We start from the raw sequence: 18,333 nt of genomic DNA, 5'->3' as shown, positions 1-18,333 counted from the left end.
GAGGAACTGCGGAGGTGATTTATCCCTATATTTAATCCCACTAAATTACAGAAAGCCTTATCAGTTTAAAGGAAATTCATACTGTACCTCAACTCCCTGCCCCTTTGCGTCTCCAGGAATACGGAGTGGGTATCTTTGAGGCCACTGCCACCAGGTCTGCTTTAAAGAAATTACTTAAAAAAGAATATATCACGGTAGATGGAATTAAAGCGAGTACGGCGACCATGATCAAAGGCGGTGAAACCATCACCTTAAGCCTGCCGGACCCACTGAAACCTGGCAGACCCGTGGAATTATCCCTAAAGGTGCTCTTTGAAGATGAGTACCTCGCAGCTGTCAGTAAACCAGCCGGCATAGCGGTCAGTGGGAATAAATTCAGGACCATAGTCAATGCCCTGCCCTTTAATTTAAAAGCCAGCTCCCGGCGGGATGCCTGTATTCCACAACCAGTACACAGGCTTGACTTTCCCACTACCGGAATATTACTTGTGGGCAAGACAGCAGGTTGCATTCGGTCTTTGAACAGGATGTTCGAGGAAAAAAAGATCAGGAAGACGTACTATGCCATTACCATGGGGAACATGGCAGAGTTAAAAAGTATCAATGAACCTGTAGAAGGTAAAAGTGCCCATACAGAACTGAAAGTCGTGGATCGTGTTCCCTCAGATAAATACGGCCGGCTCAACCTGGTTCAGCTGCACCCCGCAACGGGCCGAAGGCACCAGTTGCGCATACACCTGGCTGCAGTGGGTCATCCTATCTTAGGCGATAAAAAATATGGCTCCGGATTTCACGGGAGTAAGTTGTATTTACATGCTGCCTCGATAGCATTCAATCACCCGGTCACGGGAGAAATGCTCTGCATCAAGGATAAGTTACCCAGGCATTTCAGAAAAATATTTTCTTTGCCTGAATAATCATTGTCTTATTTGTTTACTGATCTAATACGCCCATGACCTTTTTTTATAACCTCGCTCTCTTAACCCTATCTGCCCTTTTAGTTCACTGGAAACAACACAGTAATATTTTAAGAGAATGGCTTTCCCCCACCAGAAAAAGAATGGTGGAATTTATTAAAGGCTTCCTTATGATGTGTATTCTCTGCGTGCTGTTCCAGCTTCTTGTATCAATGATTGATCATTCCGGCTGGGCTTTGAAAGACTCTTTCCCGGCCGTCCGTATACTCCAGTCCGTTTGGTATGATATAAATTCGGTTCTTTTCGAGGAATTACTTTTCCGGGGAGTCTTACTGTACATGCTTATCCGGTATCTTCCTGGTAATCCCCACAAGGCACTGCTATTCTCGGCTTGTTGTTTCGGAATCTATCATTGGTTCACCCAGGGTGTCATTGGCAATTTACCCGCTATGTTACTGGTTTTTATTCTCACGGCTGGCATGGGGTATGTTTTCGCCTACGCCTATTACAGAACCGGGTCTATCCTTTTATCGTTTGGACTGCACCTGGGATGGAATCTCACAGATCACACATTGTTTTCAACCGGTCCATATGGTGCCCTGATATTGAAGCCTCACAATACAGTAGAAATGTCCGAATCTTATGCGCTGTTGTCTTTTATCCTGTACCTGCTGGTTATTGGCAGTACGTATTGGATGGTTTCCCGGTTAACCCCATACAGAATTACAAAAGATGACCAAAAAAAATGACCCCGGAATGGAGTCATTTTTCTTTTCCTGGTGTACAACCTTATACTCAGGATCGTAGATCAAAGCGGTCCAGGTTCATTACCTTGGTCCATGCCGCGACAAAATCATTTACGAACTTGTCTTTGGCATCTTCACAACCATACACTTCCACCAAAGCACGGAGCTCGGAATTGGATCCAAAGATCATATCAGCCCTGGTACCGGTCCATTTCAGTTCACCCGTCTGCCGGTCCCGACCCTCAAACTCTTTCTCAGCTTCAGATGTAGCCTTCCAGCTAACCCCCAGGTCGAGAAGGTTTACGAACCAGTCATTGGTAAGTGCCCCGGGGCGTTCAGTAAAGACCCCGTGTTTAGAGTTATCGTAATTCGTATCAAGCACACGCATCCCGCCCATAAGAACAGTCATTTCGGGAGCGGTAAGCGTCAGGAGCTGGGCCCTGTCTACAAGCATTTCCTCCGCGGTCACATTATGCTTGGGCTTGGCGTAATTACGGAAGCCGTCAGCCTGTGGTTCCAGGTATTCAAAGGATTCTACGTCGGTTTGCTCTTCGAGGGCATCCCTGCGCCCCGGATAAAATGGGACGGTGATGTCTTTCCCGGCATTCTTTGCGGCCTTTTCTATCCCCACAGAACCTCCAAGGACAATCAGGTCTGCCATGGATACTTTTTTGTTTCCGGACTGTGAATTGTTAAAATCTTCCCGGATTCCTTCGTATGTGGAAAGCACTTTGGATAATTGTTCCGGGTTATTGACCTCCCAGTCCTTTTGAGGAGCAAAACGAATTCGCGCCCCGTTGGCACCACCGCGTTTATCCGATCCGCGGAAGGTAGAAGCGGATGCCCATGCAGTAGAAACCAGGTCCCGGACAGACATTCCTGCATCCAGTATCTTACCTTTTAAGACCTTGACATCTTCATCATTGATCATTTCATAATCCGCTTCAGGGATAGGATCCTGCCAGCTTAGTTCTTCCGATGGAACATCCGGGCCCAGGTAACGTTCCAGTGGACCCATATCCCTGTGCGTAAGCTTGTACCAGGCCCTGGCGAATGCATCCGCAAACTCTTCGGGATTCTCGTGAAAATGCCTTGAAATCTTTTCATATTCGGGGTCCATCCTTAATGACAGGTCTGTAGTCAGCATAAAGGGTGCATGTTTCTTTTCCGGGTCGTGGGCATCCGGGATAAGTCCTTCGCCTGCGCCATCTTTAGGTTTCCATTGGTGGGCCCCTGCAGGGCTTTTGGTCAATTCCCATTCAAATCCGAACAGGTGATCAAAATAGTCGTTACTCCATTGAGCAGGAGTTTTGGTCCAGGCCCCTTCCAGTCCGCTGGTAATCGTATTCTCTGCGTTCCCGCTTCCAAAGTCGTTGTGCCATCCCATACTCTGATGGGCAATGCTAGCCCCTGCTGGTTCTGGTCCTACGTATTCTTCAGGGTCAGCGGCTCCATGCGTTTTTCCAAAAGTATGTCCCCCCGCAATCAGGGCCACAGTCTCGTAATCATTCATCGCCATTCTCTTAAAGGTCTCCCGGATATCCTTTGCTGCCGCTACCGGGTCCGGGTTTCCATTTGGTCCTTCGGGATTTACGTAGATAAGTCCCATCTGCACGTTTCCTAAGGGTTGTTCCAATTCCCTGTCCTCGCTGTAACGGTTATCGCCAAGCCATTCGGTCTCGGAACCCCAGTAGATATCTTGTTCCGGTTCCCAGATATCCTCACGTCCGCCGGCAAATCCAAAGGGTTTTAACCCCATGGTTTCCAGGGCGATATTTCCCGTAAGGATCATCAGGTCTGCCCAGGAGATCTTACGACCATATTTTTTCTTAATTGGCCACAGTAAAAGTCGGGCTTTATCCAGGTTGGCATTGTCCGGCCAGCTGTTCAAAGGTGCAAATCGTTGGGAGCCTGATCCTCCACCCCCACGCCCGTCGTAGACCCGGTAGGTTCCGGCACTATGCCACGCCATCCGGATAAAGAAAGGCCCATAGTGTCCGTAATCTGCAGGCCACCAATCCTGTGAAGTTGTCATCAATTCCCGGAGATCATTCTTTACGGCCTCCAGGTCCAGCGATTTAAATTCGCTGGCATAGTCAAAGTCCTTATCCATGGGATCGGTCAGGCTGGATTGCTGTCTCAGGATATTCAGGTTAAGACGGTTCGGCCACCAATCCCTGTTGGTCATCCCTCCGCCGGCGGTCTGACGCAGAGCACCATTGAGGAAAGGACAATGGGCGGGATCATTCATATTGTAACTCGATGTGCCGTGATTCTCCGAGGAGATCACATTGGTATCCTTTTCTTCCATAATTGATTTTGTTATTTATTTTGATTCTGTATCGCTTAAGCAATTTACCAAAGAAATAGCTATGTAGTTTTGCATGTTCATAGATTTTATCTATTAGCTATTTGCCGGGCTGGCTCCTATAAAGTACAATAATTTACTTACTTTAGAAAGTATCAAAACAAGCAGGTATTCAGATATGAGCTCAAGTAATATTGCGGCGGCAGAAGCACAAATGTTGATTCGGAAACCAGTGTCAGCAGTCTACAAGGCATTAACCGATCCCGCCATTACAACTAAATTCTGGTTTACAAAATCGAGTGGTAAACTACAGGAAGGTAAGACCGTAACCTGGGAATGGGAAATGTATGGGGCCAGGGCCGAGGTCAGGGTACGGGAATTACTGCAAGACCGGAAAATTTCAATTGCATGGGGTGATCCTGCGACCATAGTAGATTTTGAATTTATGGCCGTTACAGAAGATAGCTGCTACCTTAAAATCAGGAACTATGGATTCGTCGAGTCCGGGGATGCACTTTTGAGCGTAATAAAAGACAGCACCGGAGGCTTCACCTTGTTGATCGCCGGTCTTAAAGCTTACCTGGAGCACGGTATTCAGCTCAACCTGGTTGGGGACAAGTACCCCGAAGAGGTGCGAAAACTTAACTTGTAAGCTGCAGATTCTCCCTGTTAAAGTATTTCGCCAAAGAGCTTGAGTAGCTGTCCCGAATTTATTAACTTTAATAGAAGTGTTTATAAAACATATAGGCCATGGGACGCAGCCCGGTCATATCATCCGAAATATCTATTGCAGCATCAACTGCACAGGTGTGGGATGTTATTACTAACCCGGAATATGCCCAGGAGCTTGGGAATGCTTTTGATACCAATGCGTACTTGGATTCGGACTGGCAGTTGGGATCCAAGGTTCATTTTAAATATACCACCGGCGGAATCGTTGCTACCGGCAAGGTCACTAAACGGGTTGATCGCAAACTGATTCAGGTAGATTATAATTTTGACGGAATGGCCTATGTTGAGAAATTTAACCTCAGCGGGGGCGATTATGGATCTACTTTACAGGTTTTTTCCGGCCCCTATGGAGAAGATGTTGACGCGCAGAAAATTGTATGGAAGAACTGGTTACAGAAGGTAAAAGAACTCAGTGAGCAGTAATTTACTCTCCTGGTTTATACTTCCAGAATGTCCTTCCCTTAAATCTAAATAACGAACCATGAGAGTAAAAGTCGTCAGTATTCCCGTCCGGGAGCAGGAAGAAGCATTACAGTTCTACACTAAAAAACTGGGATTCATTAAGAAGCAGGATATCCCGGTAGGGGGCGGAAACCGCTGGCTTACCGTGGTGGCTCCTGAAGACCCGGAAGGACCCGAAGTTTTACTGGAACCTTCGCCCAATAATTTTGAACCTTCAAAAACTTACCAGGAAGCCTTGTTTGATGCTGGTATTCCCTGTACAGAGTTTTATGTTGACAGCCTGGATAAGGAGTATACCCGACTGAATGATCTCGGGGTGGAATTTACTACCACACCCACAGATATAGGACCTGCTAAAATAGCTATCCTCAAGGATAATTGCGGGAATCTTATACAACTTGTAGAGGTGAAATAATTTGCAAATTACCCTTTGCCCGAATATGCTCCGGACAGAACCTGTAATAGCCGTAAAAAATGTGGAAAACAGTGCCGCCTGGTACAGGAAACTCCTGGGCTGCACCCCAAGCCATGGCGGGTCATTGTTCGAAATACTGACAAACGACAAGGAAGAGCAGATACTATCTCTTCATCGCTGGGGTACCCATGAACACCCTACCCTATTCAACCCTGACATTATTCCGGGCAATGGGCTCATCCTCTATTTTGTGGTCGATAACCTGGATACTATCTGGGAAAATGCCCAGGACCTAAAAGCTATCATAGAGGAACGCCCGCATTTGAACACAAATTCCGGCAGGATGGAATTCTCATTACGCGATCCCGATGGGTATTATATTTCTATCTGTTCAGATGAATAATACAGAGAATTTTTGCCAATACTGCTGAGCATAATCCAAATGCAGCACAACGAGTAAAGTGGGTAATGTGCTCAAATTTCACTATCTTATAGTATATGAAAAACCCCTGTTATGAAATTTTTCGTTTTCATAATATTTCTGAGTTCAATCATGTCCAATGATATCATTTTTAATTTTACCAAATCTGCGGACATCAGTGATTGGGTTGTTGTTGTGGATGGTGTTATGGGCGGAAAGTCCACAGGCGAATTTTGCCTGACAGAAGAAGGGAACGCCCTGTTTAAAGGGCATATCTCCCTCGAAAATAATGGCGGGTTTTCTTCGGTGCGATACAGGTTTCCAAAAATGGACGTTTCTGACCACAGCCAGATTCACCTGCGGGCTAAAGGCGATGGCAAAAAATACCAGTTCAGAATAAAGGATCACGTCCGAAACTATTATTCCTACACCTCACATTTTGATACTTCCGGGGAATGGGAGGATATCACCATTGACCTGAAATACATGTACCCGGTCTTCCGCGGCAGGATCCTGAATCTACCGGATTTCTCTGCAGATGATATTGCCGAAGTCACTATCCTCATAGGGAATAAAGCGGAAGAATCATTCAGGTTGGAAATAGACTCCATTTACCTCGAGTAGTTTAGCCTTTCTATCCCCTGTTATTATAAATATTTACTTATTGAACCGCATATATTATACTTCCATGGACGGACTTCAGATAAGGTGACGCAGGATTAAATTATCTTTAATCTATACCAGGTTCTTAAGCAGGGAAGTTTTACTGTTTTTAGTCACCCAATTAACATGCTGAATTTTAAATCCACACGTGAAAGAAAATTATGGCTCTGGCTGCTGGCTACCCTGTTTGCCATTTTCACAACCCTGGGCTTTGCCGGTTCCCTGGCACGGGAAATGGAGGAAAGTTTTTTGGGCGTTGGACTTTTTATTACCTGTTGCGTGCTGGTGCTGGTCATGGTGATCACAAGTGGGTTATCCCGTCGGCCGGGAAAAGTTGAGGTAGGGCTCGCGCTGGGGATAGCCGCAGTGTATATCATGATCTTTGTACGGATGCGCAGCCCGGTTGAACGAAGTCACCTTTTTGAATACGGGGTAGTGTCCTTACTGCTTCACGAAGCTTTAAAAGAGCGCAAGAGCAAAGGTGCTAAGATCCCTGTGCCCGCCATTACTGCAATCGTGATCGCAACGCTGATTGGTGTTATAGACGAATGTGTGCAAGCCTTTATACCCCGGCGTGTATTTGATCCCATTGATATGTTTTTCAATGCATTTGCAGCATTTATGGCTGTGACAGGGAGTGAATTGCTTTCATGGGCCAGACGAAGGTTTGGCAGGTCGGGGTATTAGAATTCCTTACATCATTATGAAGGATGTGAACTTAAACTTCCTGCCTGGTGATGAGCTATCCAATTAAATTATTGACAACAGCTGGACTAACCATGAAAACCTGTTGATCTGCACCCCGGCTGGATTGAAAGTCATGTGGAGTGAGAGCGTGAAAAGCACACAGAATAAGTGAGAGGGTGAAAAGTACACAGGAATGGGTGAAGAATCCCGGTGGGAAAATTTTAGGCTTATGGGCTTCCCACCCGCCCCGTTTACAATGTAAGCCCGGACCCTGCAGAAAACGAGCACCCGGAAATGACCTGGACGGTCACAATTTCTGAAGGGTAACGTATGCCCTCATGTGCATGCCCAAATAAGTAACCGATTTACCCAACATGTACACCGAATATTTTACCATTTATTCATCCGAACTTTTGTATTTTCAATTCAAGATAACCCTGTATGAAATTTACCATTAAACTTGAAAAGATACGGTCTGTGGAGCGGATCGAAAATTTCTGGCAACCGGAAGATTATAAGAATTTGCTGCTTGCCATGGATTATGACGATGCAGACAGCATCCCGGAAACAGAACTGAAAGAGATGCTGTTTATGGCCCTGTCAGACCTTGAGGCCGAAGAGGCTGCCGCAGTAGTTTTGCGGTATAAACTGGGACAGCGGCTAAAAGAAGGTCAGATCAGTAATCTCTCGCACGAAATGCTGGTGAACCCTATGGCAGAAGAATACCCGGATATCGCATACCATTATCCCCTTTTTAATATCAACCAGCTGCTATACGATGCCTTCAATGGTAAGTTCCCACGATCCAAAGCCTCGGTAATCGACCTGTCTTTAAAACTGAATGGTAACCTTAAGGTTAACAAAGAGGTCATCCTGAGAACCCTGGGCGACCTGCTTTCCTCGAAAAGCGTGCTAAAACGTCTTTTCCAGGAACAACTGGATGCAGACGGGGAACTAAAGGATGCCGAGAATATCATTTGGCAGATGGAAACCACCGGGCAGGACAGCTACAGGATCATAACCTCGGACTACTGGATCGGGCGGGAGGATATTGAAAGAGAAGAATTCACCGGAAACCTGGACGATGATGAAATTGATCATTTGAAGTAAATACCAATGACAGCCCGGGAAAAATTTTCAGATCCTATTCATTCTGCGGTAGAAAAAGCCGGACTCGCACTGCTGATTCTTTTATGGATATATGTTGGGTTTACCTATATGGATCTGCCCGAATCAATTCCGGTCCATTTTAATGGGAAAGGTGAACCCGATAGTTTTGCGGATAAGAGTATGTTCTTTATGTTACCCCTGCTCGCCACCTTATTATTTGCCGGGTTGAACTGGTTGAAACAATACCCCGAATACCTGAACTACCCTGTCAGGATCACCGAGGAAAACGCTGCGCGGCAGTACCGGAATGTCCGGCGGATGATCCTGGTACTTAACACGATCATTATCCTCACCTTCTGGGCGATTTGTATCGGAACTGTTCTTGTCGCGAATGGAGAAGCAGACGGACTCGGAGATTGGTTTATACCCCTGTTTTTATTTCTTTCACTTGGTACAACTTTCTATTTCCTTTTCAAAGGATATAAAACAGGTTGATTGGGTCGGGACCTCGTTCTTATCCGGCAAGTATAGATTAACGCTGAAACCATTCAGGCATATTTCCAGGAGTCAGCAGGATTCGGTAAATTTCTATCATGGAAAAAAGTAATAGGTTCCGTGAATTGGCATTATCCTTTCCCAATTCTGAAGAACGCCCGCATTTTGAGCGGATGGGCTACAGGATTACAGGGAAGCGCATGTTCGCAACCTTTCTTCCGAAAGACGAAACCGCCAACATATTTCTCACCCCGGAAGAACAGACGGTTTTTTGCCGGATAGATCCCGGGAACATCTACCCGGTACCCAATAAATGGGGTGAAAAAGGGGCGACCACATTTGTAGTGAATAATCTATCTGAAAAAATTGTACTGGAGGCATTGCTCTCCGCTTATAACCAGGTTCTAAAACCCAAGCCATAAACTAAATGACAGGAATTGGAAATACTCCATTGATCAGATTGGAACAACTTACTGATAAAAACTGCGCAGATATCTATGTGAAATTTGAAGGCGCAAACCTGACGGGTAGCATGAAAGACCGTATGGCACTGTCCATGATCGAGGGTGCCGAAAAAAGTGGTAGACTTAAAAGAGGTATGACCGTGGTAGAATATACCGGGGGAAGTACCGGGAGCTCCCTGGCAATGGTATGTGCACGTAAAGGGTATAAAGCCCATTTTGTTTCCTCTAACGGCTTTTCTGAAGAAAAGATACAGACTATGAAGGCCTTTGGTGCTACGGTAGAACTTATCCATGCTGAAAATGGAAAATTGACCGGGGAAGTGATCAACCGTATGATCGCTCGGGCCAAGGAACTTATCGCGGAAGAAAACACCTTCTGGCCGGACCAGATCAACAACCCGGATAACAAACGCGGATATCACCCTATGGGGCATGAGATTCTCGAGGAATTGGGAACCGGGATCGATGAATTTGTTATGGCTGTCGGGGGTGGTGGATGTATATCCGGCAACAGCGAGATCCTGAAGGAAAAGATCCCCGGGATGCGAACCGTTGCGGTAGAACCTTACTACGTCAGGAACATTTCGGGCGGGGATACCAGTGGAACCCATAAATTGGAGGGTATCGGATTATCCTTTGTGCCTTCAATCTTGCGGAAAGACCTGATTGATGAGGTAATAGCGGTCACCGATGAAGATGCATATAGTACGGCAAATGATCTCGCAAAAAAGGAAGGTATATTCGGCGGAGCTACCTCTGGGGCAAATGTGTGGGCAGCCCTGCAACGTGCCCGCCAAATCGGCCCGGGAAAGAAGATCGTCACCGTGGTATGCGATTCCGGCTTAAAATACCTGAAAGGCGATTTACATGTGTGACATTTGGACGACGCAGTTTCTGAAACGCTAATTTTATTATATTTATAAAGGACTGCATTGTATAATTCTTTCGCTGCGGACACCCTGAAATAAAATATGGATCAATGAATCCATTTGCCGTTCTGTTGCTGCTGGTATTCTGCTCCTGTCATCTCCATGCACAGGCCTCTCTCCTATCCACAGACCCGGAACAATTTACTTCTCGCATGGATGCTGCATTTCAACTTTCCGAGCTGCCTGCAGTAGTTGCCATTGCCGTAGATGAGAAAGGCAATCAAATAGTATATGAAAAAGGCAATGCCATCTGGGACGAAGATATACCTGTCGATTCCGATCACATTTTTCGGATCGCATCCATGACCAAATTGCTGACGAGCATCGCAGCACTGCAGTTGGTTGAGAAGGACATCCTTGATCTCGATGAAGACCTTTCAGGATTAATGCCGGAAATGGCCGCTATCCCTATCCTCCAGGGAGATTCCCTTATTCCCGCAAAAAAACCGGTCACCCTGAGGCATTTGCTTACCCATACTGCTGGTTTCGGGTACTATGGGTATACCGTAGACCCCGCATTATTTAAACATGAGAACTGGTCTTACGATGATAAACCAAGGTTGTTTGAAAGTGGTACCGATTTTCTTTATGGCACCAGTACCGACTGGGTGGGTAAACTGGTTGAAAAAATAAGTGGTCTATCATTGGAAACATATTTTAAAGCTAATATCACCGGACCCCTGCAAATGAACAGCACCTTTTTTAATGTTCCCGATTCACTATATCATCGGATTGTATCCAGGGGGCACAGGGGTGCCAGCGGTAAGGAAGATTTGGTCGAATTAACTCCCCGTATTCCAGAACAACCCATCACATCTTTCAATGGGGGCGGTGGTCTTTTTTCTTCTCCTGCCGATTACACTAAACTCCTGTTATGCCTTTTGAACAAAGGGAGATTCCCGGGAGGAAGAATCCTGACGGAGGACACTGTAAATAAAATGATCACAAACCATGTGGGAGACATATCACTGAACCCTGCGGGTCGTTATGCTGCCCCTGGAAGTTGCTGTGATTTTAATGAGTTGATGGATGCCAAATCAAAATGGGGGCTGGCCTTTATGATAGATAATTCCCCTGAATCTTACGGGCGAAGTAAAGGTACAGTGGGATGGGGCGGTTATTACAATACTTACTTTTTCATTGATTATAAAAAAGGAATCGCGGCAAGTATTTACACCCAGCATATCCCTTTTAACCATCCAAGCACAAGGGCACTGTTCCGTCAGTTTTCAGAATTATTATATACATCTAATTAAGCTGCTTTGACTACCGAGAATATAATTACCTCAATCAGTAAAGGAAGGACAGATTATATCTTTCGGCTTCTCGCTATACCCGACTGGCAGGAGATCCTAAAGCAGGGCCAGGTTAAACCACTACAATGGTTGGTCTATTACAACGATACCACGGCCCTGAGGGCAATAATTGAACAGGGAGGCAACCTTGAAAGCATTAACCTGGATATTGAACTGGGAAATGCAGCTTTTTTCGGTCATTGGAAAGTCTGCGATTTCCTGATTTCCCAGGGAGCTGATGTTAATTATAAAGTGCCCGGTACAGGAGAAACCCCTTTACACAATGCGCTTTCCAAAGCTGGCAGACCCTATTATCTATACACAGTAAAACTGCTTGTAGATAAAGGGGCACATATTAATGCAAAAACTAATAACGGGCAGGAAACAGCCGCTTTTATGCGCGATGTCAGAACCAAGGGAGAAACCCCGCTCCACAGGGCTGCCGCCTATGCCGACGAACAAACTATTAGTTTTCTTCTGGATAATGGCGCAGATAAGACTATTAAAGACGCCAATGAAAATTCACCATTGAGCTGGGCTTCGGAACACCTTCGTCCAGGAAATATTCTTAGGATGCTGAGTTACGGTGACCACCGGATAAGTGAAGCCCATTTGAGGAATACAAGCGACCATGGTCATGGTTGGGGAAACGGGATGGATTGGAACCTTTTGGGTGAATACCTGCCGGAATAATCTAAAACAGGAGAATGAAAGCCATATTGATCGACAGCTATGGAGAAGGGGACAATCTGGTGTACACGGATATACCTATACCTGTACCAAAAAAGAAAGAAGTACTGGTTAAGATTCTTTACAGTACCGTCAATGATTACGAATGGTGTATTATGAGGGGAAAACCAAGATTATACCGTTTGCTGTTCGGGATATGGAAGCCAAAGCTTAAGCTTGGTATGGAACTATCGGGAGTGGTGGAATCCACTGGCCCTGACGCCAGTATTTTTGCAGTGGGAGATGAAGTTCTCGGAGACATTTCCCAGTATGGTTCCGGGAGTTTTGCGGAATATATCTGCATTGATGAAAGGGCACTCAGGAAAAAGCCCCGGGAGATCAGTGCAAAAGATGCAGCCTGTTTACCTCATGCAGGATTACTGGCCTACCAGGCTATTCAATTGTATGGGGAAATCAAAGAAGGTATGGAAGTACTTGTCAATGGCGCCGGAGGAGGATTCGGGTGTTTTACAGTACAACTGCTGAAACTCAATAAGGCAAAAGTCACAGGGGTAGACAGTGGGGATAAATTTGAGCTGATGCGGCAGTTAGGCTGTGATGCGGTACTGGATTACAAACAACAGGATTTTACCCGCCAGGGCAAAGAATATGACCTGATCCTTGACCCGAAAACTAACCGGTTTCCATGGCAGTATTTCAGAGCATTAAAAAAAGGTGGGCAATATATTACCGTCGGGGGCTCTCCGTCAAAATTATTACTGGGTGGAATTATGAATTTCCTTCTCGGTCCCTTCGCCGGGAAAAAATATCGCATCCTCTTTTTGGAAGCGAACAAGGGATTAGAAAAGATCCTGCATCATTATCGTTTCGATGAAATTCGGCCCTATATCCACGGGCCACTCCCCCTTGATAAAGCCGCTGAGGCTATCCAATGTTTCGGGCAGGGAAAACATAAAGGGAAGATTGTTATAAACGTATATAATGAGCAATGATGAAAACAGAAGAATTAGTGAAACTGTGGTTCAGTAAATGGAAGAATGGAAGTTTCCTGGAACTACCATTAACAGAAGATTTTTGCCATACCAGTCCATTTGGCACCATAAAAGGCAGGAAGACATATATGAATACCGTAATACAGAATAAGGATAAATTCCTGGGATACGATTTCATTATTAAGGACGCCGTTTACGAGGAAGCTAAAGCCTGTGTCCGGTACCAGGCGGTACAGGATGATTTTGAATTAGAAGTAAGTGAATGGTATTACTTTGAAAATAATCTTATCAGGGAGATCATTGCCTATTATCATATTGGGGAGATCAGGGAAGAAAGGCAATTGGAAACGCGGGCTTAGCTGTGCATTTCACCTGGGGCATTTACCTTTTCTATAACCACTGAATGGCAGAAAATACCCTATCTTTAATCGTAGTTAAACACCACCTTATGAAAAGTATAATTTTTTTACTACCTGTTGTTGCCCTGCTGTTCCTGGCCGGTTGCACCAACCTGGAAGAACGAAAAAATCACCTGATGGTCACGGTCACTTACAAAACCCAACCCAATAAAAATGTAGACGCACTTGTAGCCCTGGAAGAACTGCTGGCCGAGGTGAAAAAGGAAGAGCACTTTGTTTCCATTACCCTCCTGGTAGACCCTGAGGACAATTCGAATATCATGTTATATGAAGAATGGGCTGATGCCACGTATTACAGGAATCAGCATATGCAGACGGAACACCTGAAGAAATTTCGTGATAAGGCCGGTGAATTCCTGGCAGGACCACCTCAGATATCCTTTTGGAAGATCAACGAGGTATTAGACTAAACATATAATGGATACAAATATTTATCCCTGTATATGGTTTAAAGAGGATGCACAGGAGGCTGCCGCATTTTACACGCAGGTATTTCCGAACAGCCATTACCTTTCAAAAAGGGATCCCGTTATAGAAATTGACCTCAACGGCACCCGTTTTATGCTTTTGCAGGGTGGCCCGGCATTCAGCCCTAGTGCTGCGGTTTCCTATTTTGTCTATTGCGGTAGTGAAAAGGAAATAGACCGGCTGTATGCTGAATTATCAGAAGGCGGGAGTGTACTGATGCCTCTTGACACCTACGATTGGACCTCCCGTTATGCCTGGGTGCAGGATAAGTTCGGGGTGAACTGGCAGCTGGACATCGATGACATCCGTTCTGATCAGAAAATAGTTCCTGCACTGTTGTTTTCTAACGAGAAAAAACTCGCAGTGAAAGAAGCCCGTGATTTCTATACCGGGATCTTCGATCCTTCCCGATTTTTAATGGAATCTCCATATCCCCCGGGCCATGATATGCCCGGAGGAACCCTGCTCTTTGCACAGTTCAGGATCCGGGATGTGATCTTTAATATTATGAGTAACCCGATGCCGGCCGAATTTGATTTCAGTCCCGGCAATTCCTTCGTACTCGAATGTAAGGACCAGCAGGAACTGGACAAGTACTGGGAAGAACTTGGGAAAGAAGGAGCCTATAGCCAGTGTGGTTGGCTGGAAGACAAATACGGACTGTCATGGCAGGTAATTCCGGCCGAACTACCATCCCTGCTCTCTGACCCGGATCGGGCAGAGGAAGTCATGAAGCGTCTGCTAAAGATGCAGAAACTAGAAATTGCTGAATTAAAAAATACCTGAACCAAACCAGGTGATGTATGACCCTCAGTAAGCAAATCTCAGAACATTTCGCCCAGGCCTATTTTGGAGGTAACTGGACAGACGTACATTTAAAGGAACAACTGGCAGATCTCAGTGTACAGGAAGCAACTGCAAAGATCGGGGACCTGAACAGCATCGCCTCCCTTACCTACCACATACATTTTTTTGTAAAAGCAACACTTCAAGTGCTTGAAGGAGGCGAACTGGATGCCCATGACAAATACAGCTTTGATCTTCCTCCTATATCAAAGCAGGATGAATGGGAAACCTTTATCCAAAAGATATGGGCAGAAGCGGAAGCTTTCTCCAATGCTATTGCGGGCTTAGAAGATGATCAGATTTACCAGGTTTTTGTGGATAGGAAATACGGGAGTTACTACAGGAACCTAAGCGGGATCATCGAACACACCTATTACCACTTAGGACAGATCGTCCTGATAAAAAAACTACTGCGATCGGTTTGATTTCCAGCTATGCCGTTCGTTATTTACGGTTTCAGATTAAGCCTCATCCTGTGTTATACCTACCTTTTCACCATGTTTAAAAAATGGAAGACCTGGTTATTTGTCCTGATTGGGGTGATAGCCGTATTACTGCTGAGTGCCAATTTTATCGTCACCCACGTTGTACGCAACGCAGTAGAGACCGAGTTGGACAAACTTAAGACCAAGCATGACCTCAGCTGGGGGATGCATGGCCTGAACGTTAACATTTACGGGGGCAATATGAATATTGATCAGCTCCGTATTCACCAGGACAGCGCGGATATCAAGGCATACCAGGAAGGAAAGGAAAACTCTCCCCAGCTACTGAAGCTAACCCTGGACAGCCTTTCCCTGAAAGGGTTCAACCTATACAATATTCTTATCCGCAGAAAATTCCAAACCACAGGCTTTACTATTACCGGTCTGGATCTAAGCATGCATCAACGCACCGAGAAACAAAAGGAGGAACAGCAGGGGGACCTTGTACCGCACCCGGTCTGGGATTCTATCGCGTTCCTCGGGGTACAGGAGATCGATCTGGGTACCATCAACATAGACCGGGCCTCTTTCCGTATCCTCAACGATAGTACCGCAGACACCCTGCAGCACTACCGCGGCAGGTCTCTCGCAGTGAACGGGTTGATCCTGGAACCCGAAAAAAGTAAAAAGAGGTTAATGAAACTGAATACCTCGGGACTTAATCTCCGGATGATCAATCAGGAGTTAGAATTTGATAAGGCAAATTACAGTTTGTCTTACGATACGCTTCATTTTGATAAAAAAAGCCGGTTATTGCGCATCCATGGCCTTGGCCTTGAACCTACGACCAACACCTATGACCTGGCTTCTTCTTACCGGTTGGGTAAAGATGTTTACAAAGGCAAATTGTCTACCCTGCAGGCCCACGGATTCAGGTTTGATGAGCTTCTGCACCGTGGTTTATTTATCGCAGATAGCGTTGAGGTAGATTCAGCCTTACTACAAGTCTACAAAGACCATAAACAACCAAAGGATACCCTGAAGCAACCACAACTTCCCCAACAGGCGCTGGTTGCCTCAGCCCTTCCTATATACATTCCTTTGCTAAAGGTGAAACATGGGGAACTTACCTATCGCGAGTTTATTAATACCGACAGGGATTTCCTGAGGATCCAAATTAATGACATCGGCCTTACAGCTACCCAACTCAGGTCACCCTATTTTAATAACCGGTCCACTGACCCCCTGGAAATAGAGATTTCCGGGGTATTCCAGCAGATTGCCGATTTTGACATCTGGCTGGAGTTTCCCTATAAGGAATACGAGGGCTTTAAATTCCGGGGAGAGATCGGGGCTTTTGATTATACCCGTCTCAACCCCGTATTTGAACCCCTGACCAAGGTCAGGTTCACCCAGGGGAAGGGAAGGGGAATCGACTTTAACTCTTACTGCAACGGTCAGACCTGTGAAGGAAGAATGGCCATGAGGTATGACGAAATAAAACTCAAAATCCTGGAAAATGATGGGAACGGGAACAAGTGGTTCAATACGTTTATTGCCAATATCCTTATCCGGCAGAATAACCCGGTTGGAAATAACCTGAAAACGGTTCCCATGCGATTTGATATTAAACCCTGGAGTGGCACCATCAATCAATTGACCGGCAGCCTCCTTGGGGGAATGAAAGAGACAATAAAACCGTAACTTACAGAATACGATCCAATATTATGAGTAATACAATTATTTTAAAAAGCAGGCCACAAGGGACGCCCAAGGATTCAAATTTTCAATTTATACATGAAGAGGTACCGCAACCGGGAGAGGGTGAAATGCTCCTGAAATCCAGGTATGTTTCCGTAGACCCTTACCTCAGGGGAAGGATGAACGATGCTAAATCCTATATCCCTCCGTTTAAAGTTGGGGAACCAATAGATTCCGGTATAGTGGCGGAAGTCATGGAATCCAAAAACGAAAATTTCAAGAAAGGCGATTATGTCAGCGGCCGGCTACCGTGGAAAAAAGAACTGGTCAGCGACGGGGAAGGTCTGCATAAAGTAAACCCGGACAAAGCACCGCTCTCTGCCTACCTCGGTGTACTTGGACTAACCGGACTTACAGCCTACCTGGGTTTAATGAGGATAGGAAAGCCGGAAAAAGGAGAAACTCTTGTCGTTTCGGGGGCTGCAGGTGCCGTAGGAAGTGTAGTTGGCCAGATAGGGAAGATCATGGGGTTACGGGTAGTAGGTATTGCCGGTACAGATGAGAAGATCGAGCTGCTGAAGAAGGAATTTGGTTTTGATGTAGGCATCAATTACAAAACCACTGAAGACATGCGGGCCGCTCTGGGAGAAGCCTGCCCTGACGGGATCGATATCTATTTTGATAACGTAGGTGGTGAGATCTCTGATGCGGTATTATTCCATATCAACAAATTTGCCCGTATGGTGATCTGCGGGGCAATTTCCGTATATAATGAAACCTCGATCCCCAAAAGCATAAGTGTTCAACCCTTCCTGATCAAGAACAGCGCGCTGATGCAGGGATTTATAGTTTCGAATTACGCCGAACACTTCCCCGAAGCCATCAATGCGCTCGCAGGGTGGTTAAAGGAAGGCAAGCTGACCTATGAAGAAACTATTGTAGAAGGATTTGAAAATATTCCCCAGGCCTTTATGGACCTGTTCTCCGGGAAGAATAAAGGTAAGATGGTCGTAAAGATCTGAGCAGCGGGCAGTTTCACATACTCCTGGCATTAATGATTACAGAGATGACAGATCTGTGTTGAATTTACTTTTCATCACCCGGAACGCACATACCTGCCTTATAACCAGGAAGATATAATTACATTC

22 protein-coding genes are annotated in these 18,333 nt (G+C 45.7%); 21 read left to right on the top strand and 1 reads right to left on the bottom strand.

The window, feature by feature from the left end; genetic code table 11:
* Window positions 1-104: 104 nt before the first annotated feature.
* Both CLV82_RS04310 and CLV82_RS04305 read left to right on the top strand, forming a co-directional pair.
* Entirely contained in the window at window positions 105-917 is an 813-nt protein-coding gene (locus CLV82_RS04310) for an RluA family pseudouridine synthase (RefSeq protein ID WP_243744139.1), read from the top strand.
* Window positions 918-1,087: 170 nt separating this feature from the next.
* Window positions 1,088-1,666: a CPBP family intramembrane glutamic endopeptidase gene (locus CLV82_RS04305; protein WP_166636666.1), complete on the top strand. Its 579-nt coding sequence runs from the start codon at window positions 1,088-1,090 to the stop codon at window positions 1,664-1,666.
* 46 nt (window positions 1,667-1,712) lie between these two features.
* Here the strand turns inward: CLV82_RS04305 and katG are convergent, their stop codons facing one another.
* Window positions 1,713-3,914: a catalase/peroxidase HPI gene (gene katG, locus CLV82_RS04300; protein WP_394346158.1), complete on the bottom strand. Its 2,202-nt coding sequence runs from the start codon at window positions 3,912-3,914 to the stop codon at window positions 1,713-1,715.
* A gap of 235 nt (window positions 3,915-4,149) precedes the next feature.
* Here katG and CLV82_RS04295 point away from each other — a divergent pair, with 235 nt between their 5' ends.
* The 19 genes from CLV82_RS04295 to CLV82_RS04205 all read left to right on the top strand — a co-directional run bounded on the left by CLV82_RS04295 (window position 4,150) and on the right by CLV82_RS04205 (window position 18,207).
* Window positions 4,150-4,623 carry an SRPBCC family protein gene (locus CLV82_RS04295; RefSeq protein ID WP_208107966.1) on the top strand — a complete coding sequence of 158 codons (474 nt, stop codon included), beginning with the start codon at window positions 4,150-4,152 and terminating at the stop codon, window positions 4,621-4,623.
* A gap of 98 nt (window positions 4,624-4,721) precedes the next feature.
* The gene (locus CLV82_RS04290; RefSeq protein ID WP_133643048.1) at window positions 4,722-5,126 is read left to right on the top strand and encodes an SRPBCC family protein; all 405 of its coding nucleotides are present in this window, start codon (window positions 4,722-4,724) and stop codon (window positions 5,124-5,126) included.
* Window positions 5,127-5,184: 58 nt separating this feature from the next.
* On the top strand, window positions 5,185-5,580 hold the full coding sequence (locus CLV82_RS04285; protein ID WP_133643047.1) for a VOC family protein: 396 nt from the start codon (window positions 5,185-5,187) through the stop codon (window positions 5,578-5,580).
* 25 nt (window positions 5,581-5,605) lie between these two features.
* The gene (locus CLV82_RS04280) at window positions 5,606-5,983 is read left to right on the top strand and encodes a VOC family protein (protein ID WP_133643046.1); all 378 of its coding nucleotides are present in this window, start codon (window positions 5,606-5,608) and stop codon (window positions 5,981-5,983) included.
* Window positions 5,984-6,094: 111 nt separating this feature from the next.
* Entirely contained in the window at window positions 6,095-6,625 is a 531-nt protein-coding gene (locus CLV82_RS04275; RefSeq protein ID WP_243744138.1) for a CIA30 family protein, read from the top strand.
* A gap of 165 nt (window positions 6,626-6,790) precedes the next feature.
* Window positions 6,791-7,351: a VanZ family protein gene (locus CLV82_RS04270; protein WP_133643045.1), complete on the top strand. Its 561-nt coding sequence runs from the start codon at window positions 6,791-6,793 to the stop codon at window positions 7,349-7,351.
* A gap of 441 nt (window positions 7,352-7,792) precedes the next feature.
* Entirely contained in the window at window positions 7,793-8,461 is a 669-nt protein-coding gene (locus CLV82_RS04265; RefSeq protein ID WP_133643044.1) for a hypothetical protein, read from the top strand.
* A gap of 6 nt (window positions 8,462-8,467) precedes the next feature.
* Entirely contained in the window at window positions 8,468-8,956 is a 489-nt protein-coding gene (locus CLV82_RS04260) for a DUF1648 domain-containing protein (protein ID WP_133643043.1), read from the top strand.
* Between the two features lie 98 nt (window positions 8,957-9,054).
* On the top strand, window positions 9,055-9,378 hold the full coding sequence (locus tag CLV82_RS04255) for an MmcQ/YjbR family DNA-binding protein (RefSeq protein ID WP_133643042.1): 324 nt from the start codon (window positions 9,055-9,057) through the stop codon (window positions 9,376-9,378).
* 5 nt (window positions 9,379-9,383) lie between these two features.
* Window positions 9,384-10,295, top strand: coding sequence for a PLP-dependent cysteine synthase family protein (locus tag CLV82_RS04250; RefSeq protein WP_133643041.1), 912 nt, complete (start codon window positions 9,384-9,386; stop codon window positions 10,293-10,295).
* A gap of 104 nt (window positions 10,296-10,399) precedes the next feature.
* Window positions 10,400-11,605 carry a serine hydrolase domain-containing protein gene (locus tag CLV82_RS04245; protein ID WP_133643040.1) on the top strand — a complete coding sequence of 402 codons (1,206 nt, stop codon included), beginning with the start codon at window positions 10,400-10,402 and terminating at the stop codon, window positions 11,603-11,605.
* 6 nt (window positions 11,606-11,611) lie between these two features.
* The gene (locus CLV82_RS04240; protein WP_133643039.1) at window positions 11,612-12,337 is read left to right on the top strand and encodes an ankyrin repeat domain-containing protein; all 726 of its coding nucleotides are present in this window, start codon (window positions 11,612-11,614) and stop codon (window positions 12,335-12,337) included.
* Between the two features lie 14 nt (window positions 12,338-12,351).
* The gene (locus CLV82_RS04235) at window positions 12,352-13,326 is read left to right on the top strand and encodes an NAD(P)-dependent alcohol dehydrogenase (protein ID WP_133643038.1); all 975 of its coding nucleotides are present in this window, start codon (window positions 12,352-12,354) and stop codon (window positions 13,324-13,326) included.
* Window positions 13,323-13,685 carry a hypothetical protein gene (locus CLV82_RS04230; protein WP_133643037.1) on the top strand — a complete coding sequence of 121 codons (363 nt, stop codon included), beginning with the start codon at window positions 13,323-13,325 and terminating at the stop codon, window positions 13,683-13,685. The genes CLV82_RS04235 and CLV82_RS04230 overlap by 4 nt, the downstream gene beginning before the upstream one ends.
* Before the next feature lie 89 nt (window positions 13,686-13,774).
* Window positions 13,775-14,155, top strand: a complete 381-nt coding sequence (locus CLV82_RS04225; RefSeq protein WP_166636665.1) for a putative quinol monooxygenase — start codon at window positions 13,775-13,777, stop codon at window positions 14,153-14,155.
* A 7-nt stretch (window positions 14,156-14,162) separates the two neighbouring features.
* A complete protein-coding gene (locus tag CLV82_RS04220; protein ID WP_133643035.1) occupies window positions 14,163-14,999 on the top strand; it encodes a VOC family protein in 837 nt (278 codons plus the stop codon).
* A 17-nt stretch (window positions 15,000-15,016) separates the two neighbouring features.
* Entirely contained in the window at window positions 15,017-15,484 is a 468-nt protein-coding gene (locus tag CLV82_RS04215) for a DinB family protein (protein WP_133643034.1), read from the top strand.
* Between the two features lie 72 nt (window positions 15,485-15,556).
* Entirely contained in the window at window positions 15,557-17,188 is a 1,632-nt protein-coding gene (locus CLV82_RS04210; protein WP_166636664.1) for a hypothetical protein, read from the top strand.
* A gap of 23 nt (window positions 17,189-17,211) precedes the next feature.
* The gene (locus tag CLV82_RS04205) at window positions 17,212-18,207 is read left to right on the top strand and encodes an NADP-dependent oxidoreductase (protein ID WP_133643032.1); all 996 of its coding nucleotides are present in this window, start codon (window positions 17,212-17,214) and stop codon (window positions 18,205-18,207) included.
* Window positions 18,208-18,333 lie beyond the last annotated feature (126 nt).

It is taken from the genome of Zeaxanthinibacter enoshimensis (genome assembly GCF_004362865.1).
Classification (GTDB): domain Bacteria; phylum Bacteroidota; class Bacteroidia; order Flavobacteriales; family Flavobacteriaceae; genus Zeaxanthinibacter; species Zeaxanthinibacter enoshimensis.
Note: the sequence above shows the minus strand (reverse complement) of the source record. Positions and strands in the feature narration are given on the sequence as shown.

Coding starts and splice junctions, on each gene's coding strand:
- CLV82_RS04295 (WP_208107966.1), top strand. CDS start 4,150: ATGAGCTCAAGTAATATTGCGGCGGCAGAAGCACAAATGTTGATTCGG.
- CLV82_RS04260 (WP_133643043.1), top strand. CDS start 8,468: ATGACAGCCCGGGAAAAATTTTCAGATCCTATTCATTCTGCGGTAGAA.
- CLV82_RS04270 (WP_133643045.1), top strand. CDS start 6,791: ATGCTGAATTTTAAATCCACACGTGAAAGAAAATTATGGCTCTGGCTG.
- CLV82_RS04230 (WP_133643037.1), top strand. CDS start 13,323: ATGATGAAAACAGAAGAATTAGTGAAACTGTGGTTCAGTAAATGGAAG.
- CLV82_RS04250 (WP_133643041.1), top strand. CDS start 9,384: ATGACAGGAATTGGAAATACTCCATTGATCAGATTGGAACAACTTACT.
- katG (WP_394346158.1), bottom strand. CDS start 3,914: ATGAATGATCCCGCCCATTGTCCTTTCCTCAATGGTGCTCTGCGTCAG.
- CLV82_RS04210 (WP_166636664.1), top strand. CDS start 15,557: ATGTTTAAAAAATGGAAGACCTGGTTATTTGTCCTGATTGGGGTGATA.
- CLV82_RS04205 (WP_133643032.1), top strand. CDS start 17,212: ATGAGTAATACAATTATTTTAAAAAGCAGGCCACAAGGGACGCCCAAG.
- CLV82_RS04280 (WP_133643046.1), top strand. CDS start 5,606: ATGCTCCGGACAGAACCTGTAATAGCCGTAAAAAATGTGGAAAACAGT.
- CLV82_RS04220 (WP_133643035.1), top strand. CDS start 14,163: ATGGATACAAATATTTATCCCTGTATATGGTTTAAAGAGGATGCACAG.
- CLV82_RS04225 (WP_166636665.1), top strand. CDS start 13,775: ATGAAAAGTATAATTTTTTTACTACCTGTTGTTGCCCTGCTGTTCCTG.
- CLV82_RS04255 (WP_133643042.1), top strand. CDS start 9,055: ATGGAAAAAAGTAATAGGTTCCGTGAATTGGCATTATCCTTTCCCAAT.
- CLV82_RS04290 (WP_133643048.1), top strand. CDS start 4,722: ATGGGACGCAGCCCGGTCATATCATCCGAAATATCTATTGCAGCATCA.
- CLV82_RS04305 (WP_166636666.1), top strand. CDS start 1,088: ATGATGTGTATTCTCTGCGTGCTGTTCCAGCTTCTTGTATCAATGATT.
- CLV82_RS04285 (WP_133643047.1), top strand. CDS start 5,185: ATGAGAGTAAAAGTCGTCAGTATTCCCGTCCGGGAGCAGGAAGAAGCA.
- CLV82_RS04275 (WP_243744138.1), top strand. CDS start 6,095: ATGAAATTTTTCGTTTTCATAATATTTCTGAGTTCAATCATGTCCAAT.
- CLV82_RS04235 (WP_133643038.1), top strand. CDS start 12,352: ATGAAAGCCATATTGATCGACAGCTATGGAGAAGGGGACAATCTGGTG.
- CLV82_RS04265 (WP_133643044.1), top strand. CDS start 7,793: ATGAAATTTACCATTAAACTTGAAAAGATACGGTCTGTGGAGCGGATC.
- CLV82_RS04245 (WP_133643040.1), top strand. CDS start 10,400: ATGAATCCATTTGCCGTTCTGTTGCTGCTGGTATTCTGCTCCTGTCAT.
- CLV82_RS04215 (WP_133643034.1), top strand. CDS start 15,017: ATGACCCTCAGTAAGCAAATCTCAGAACATTTCGCCCAGGCCTATTTT.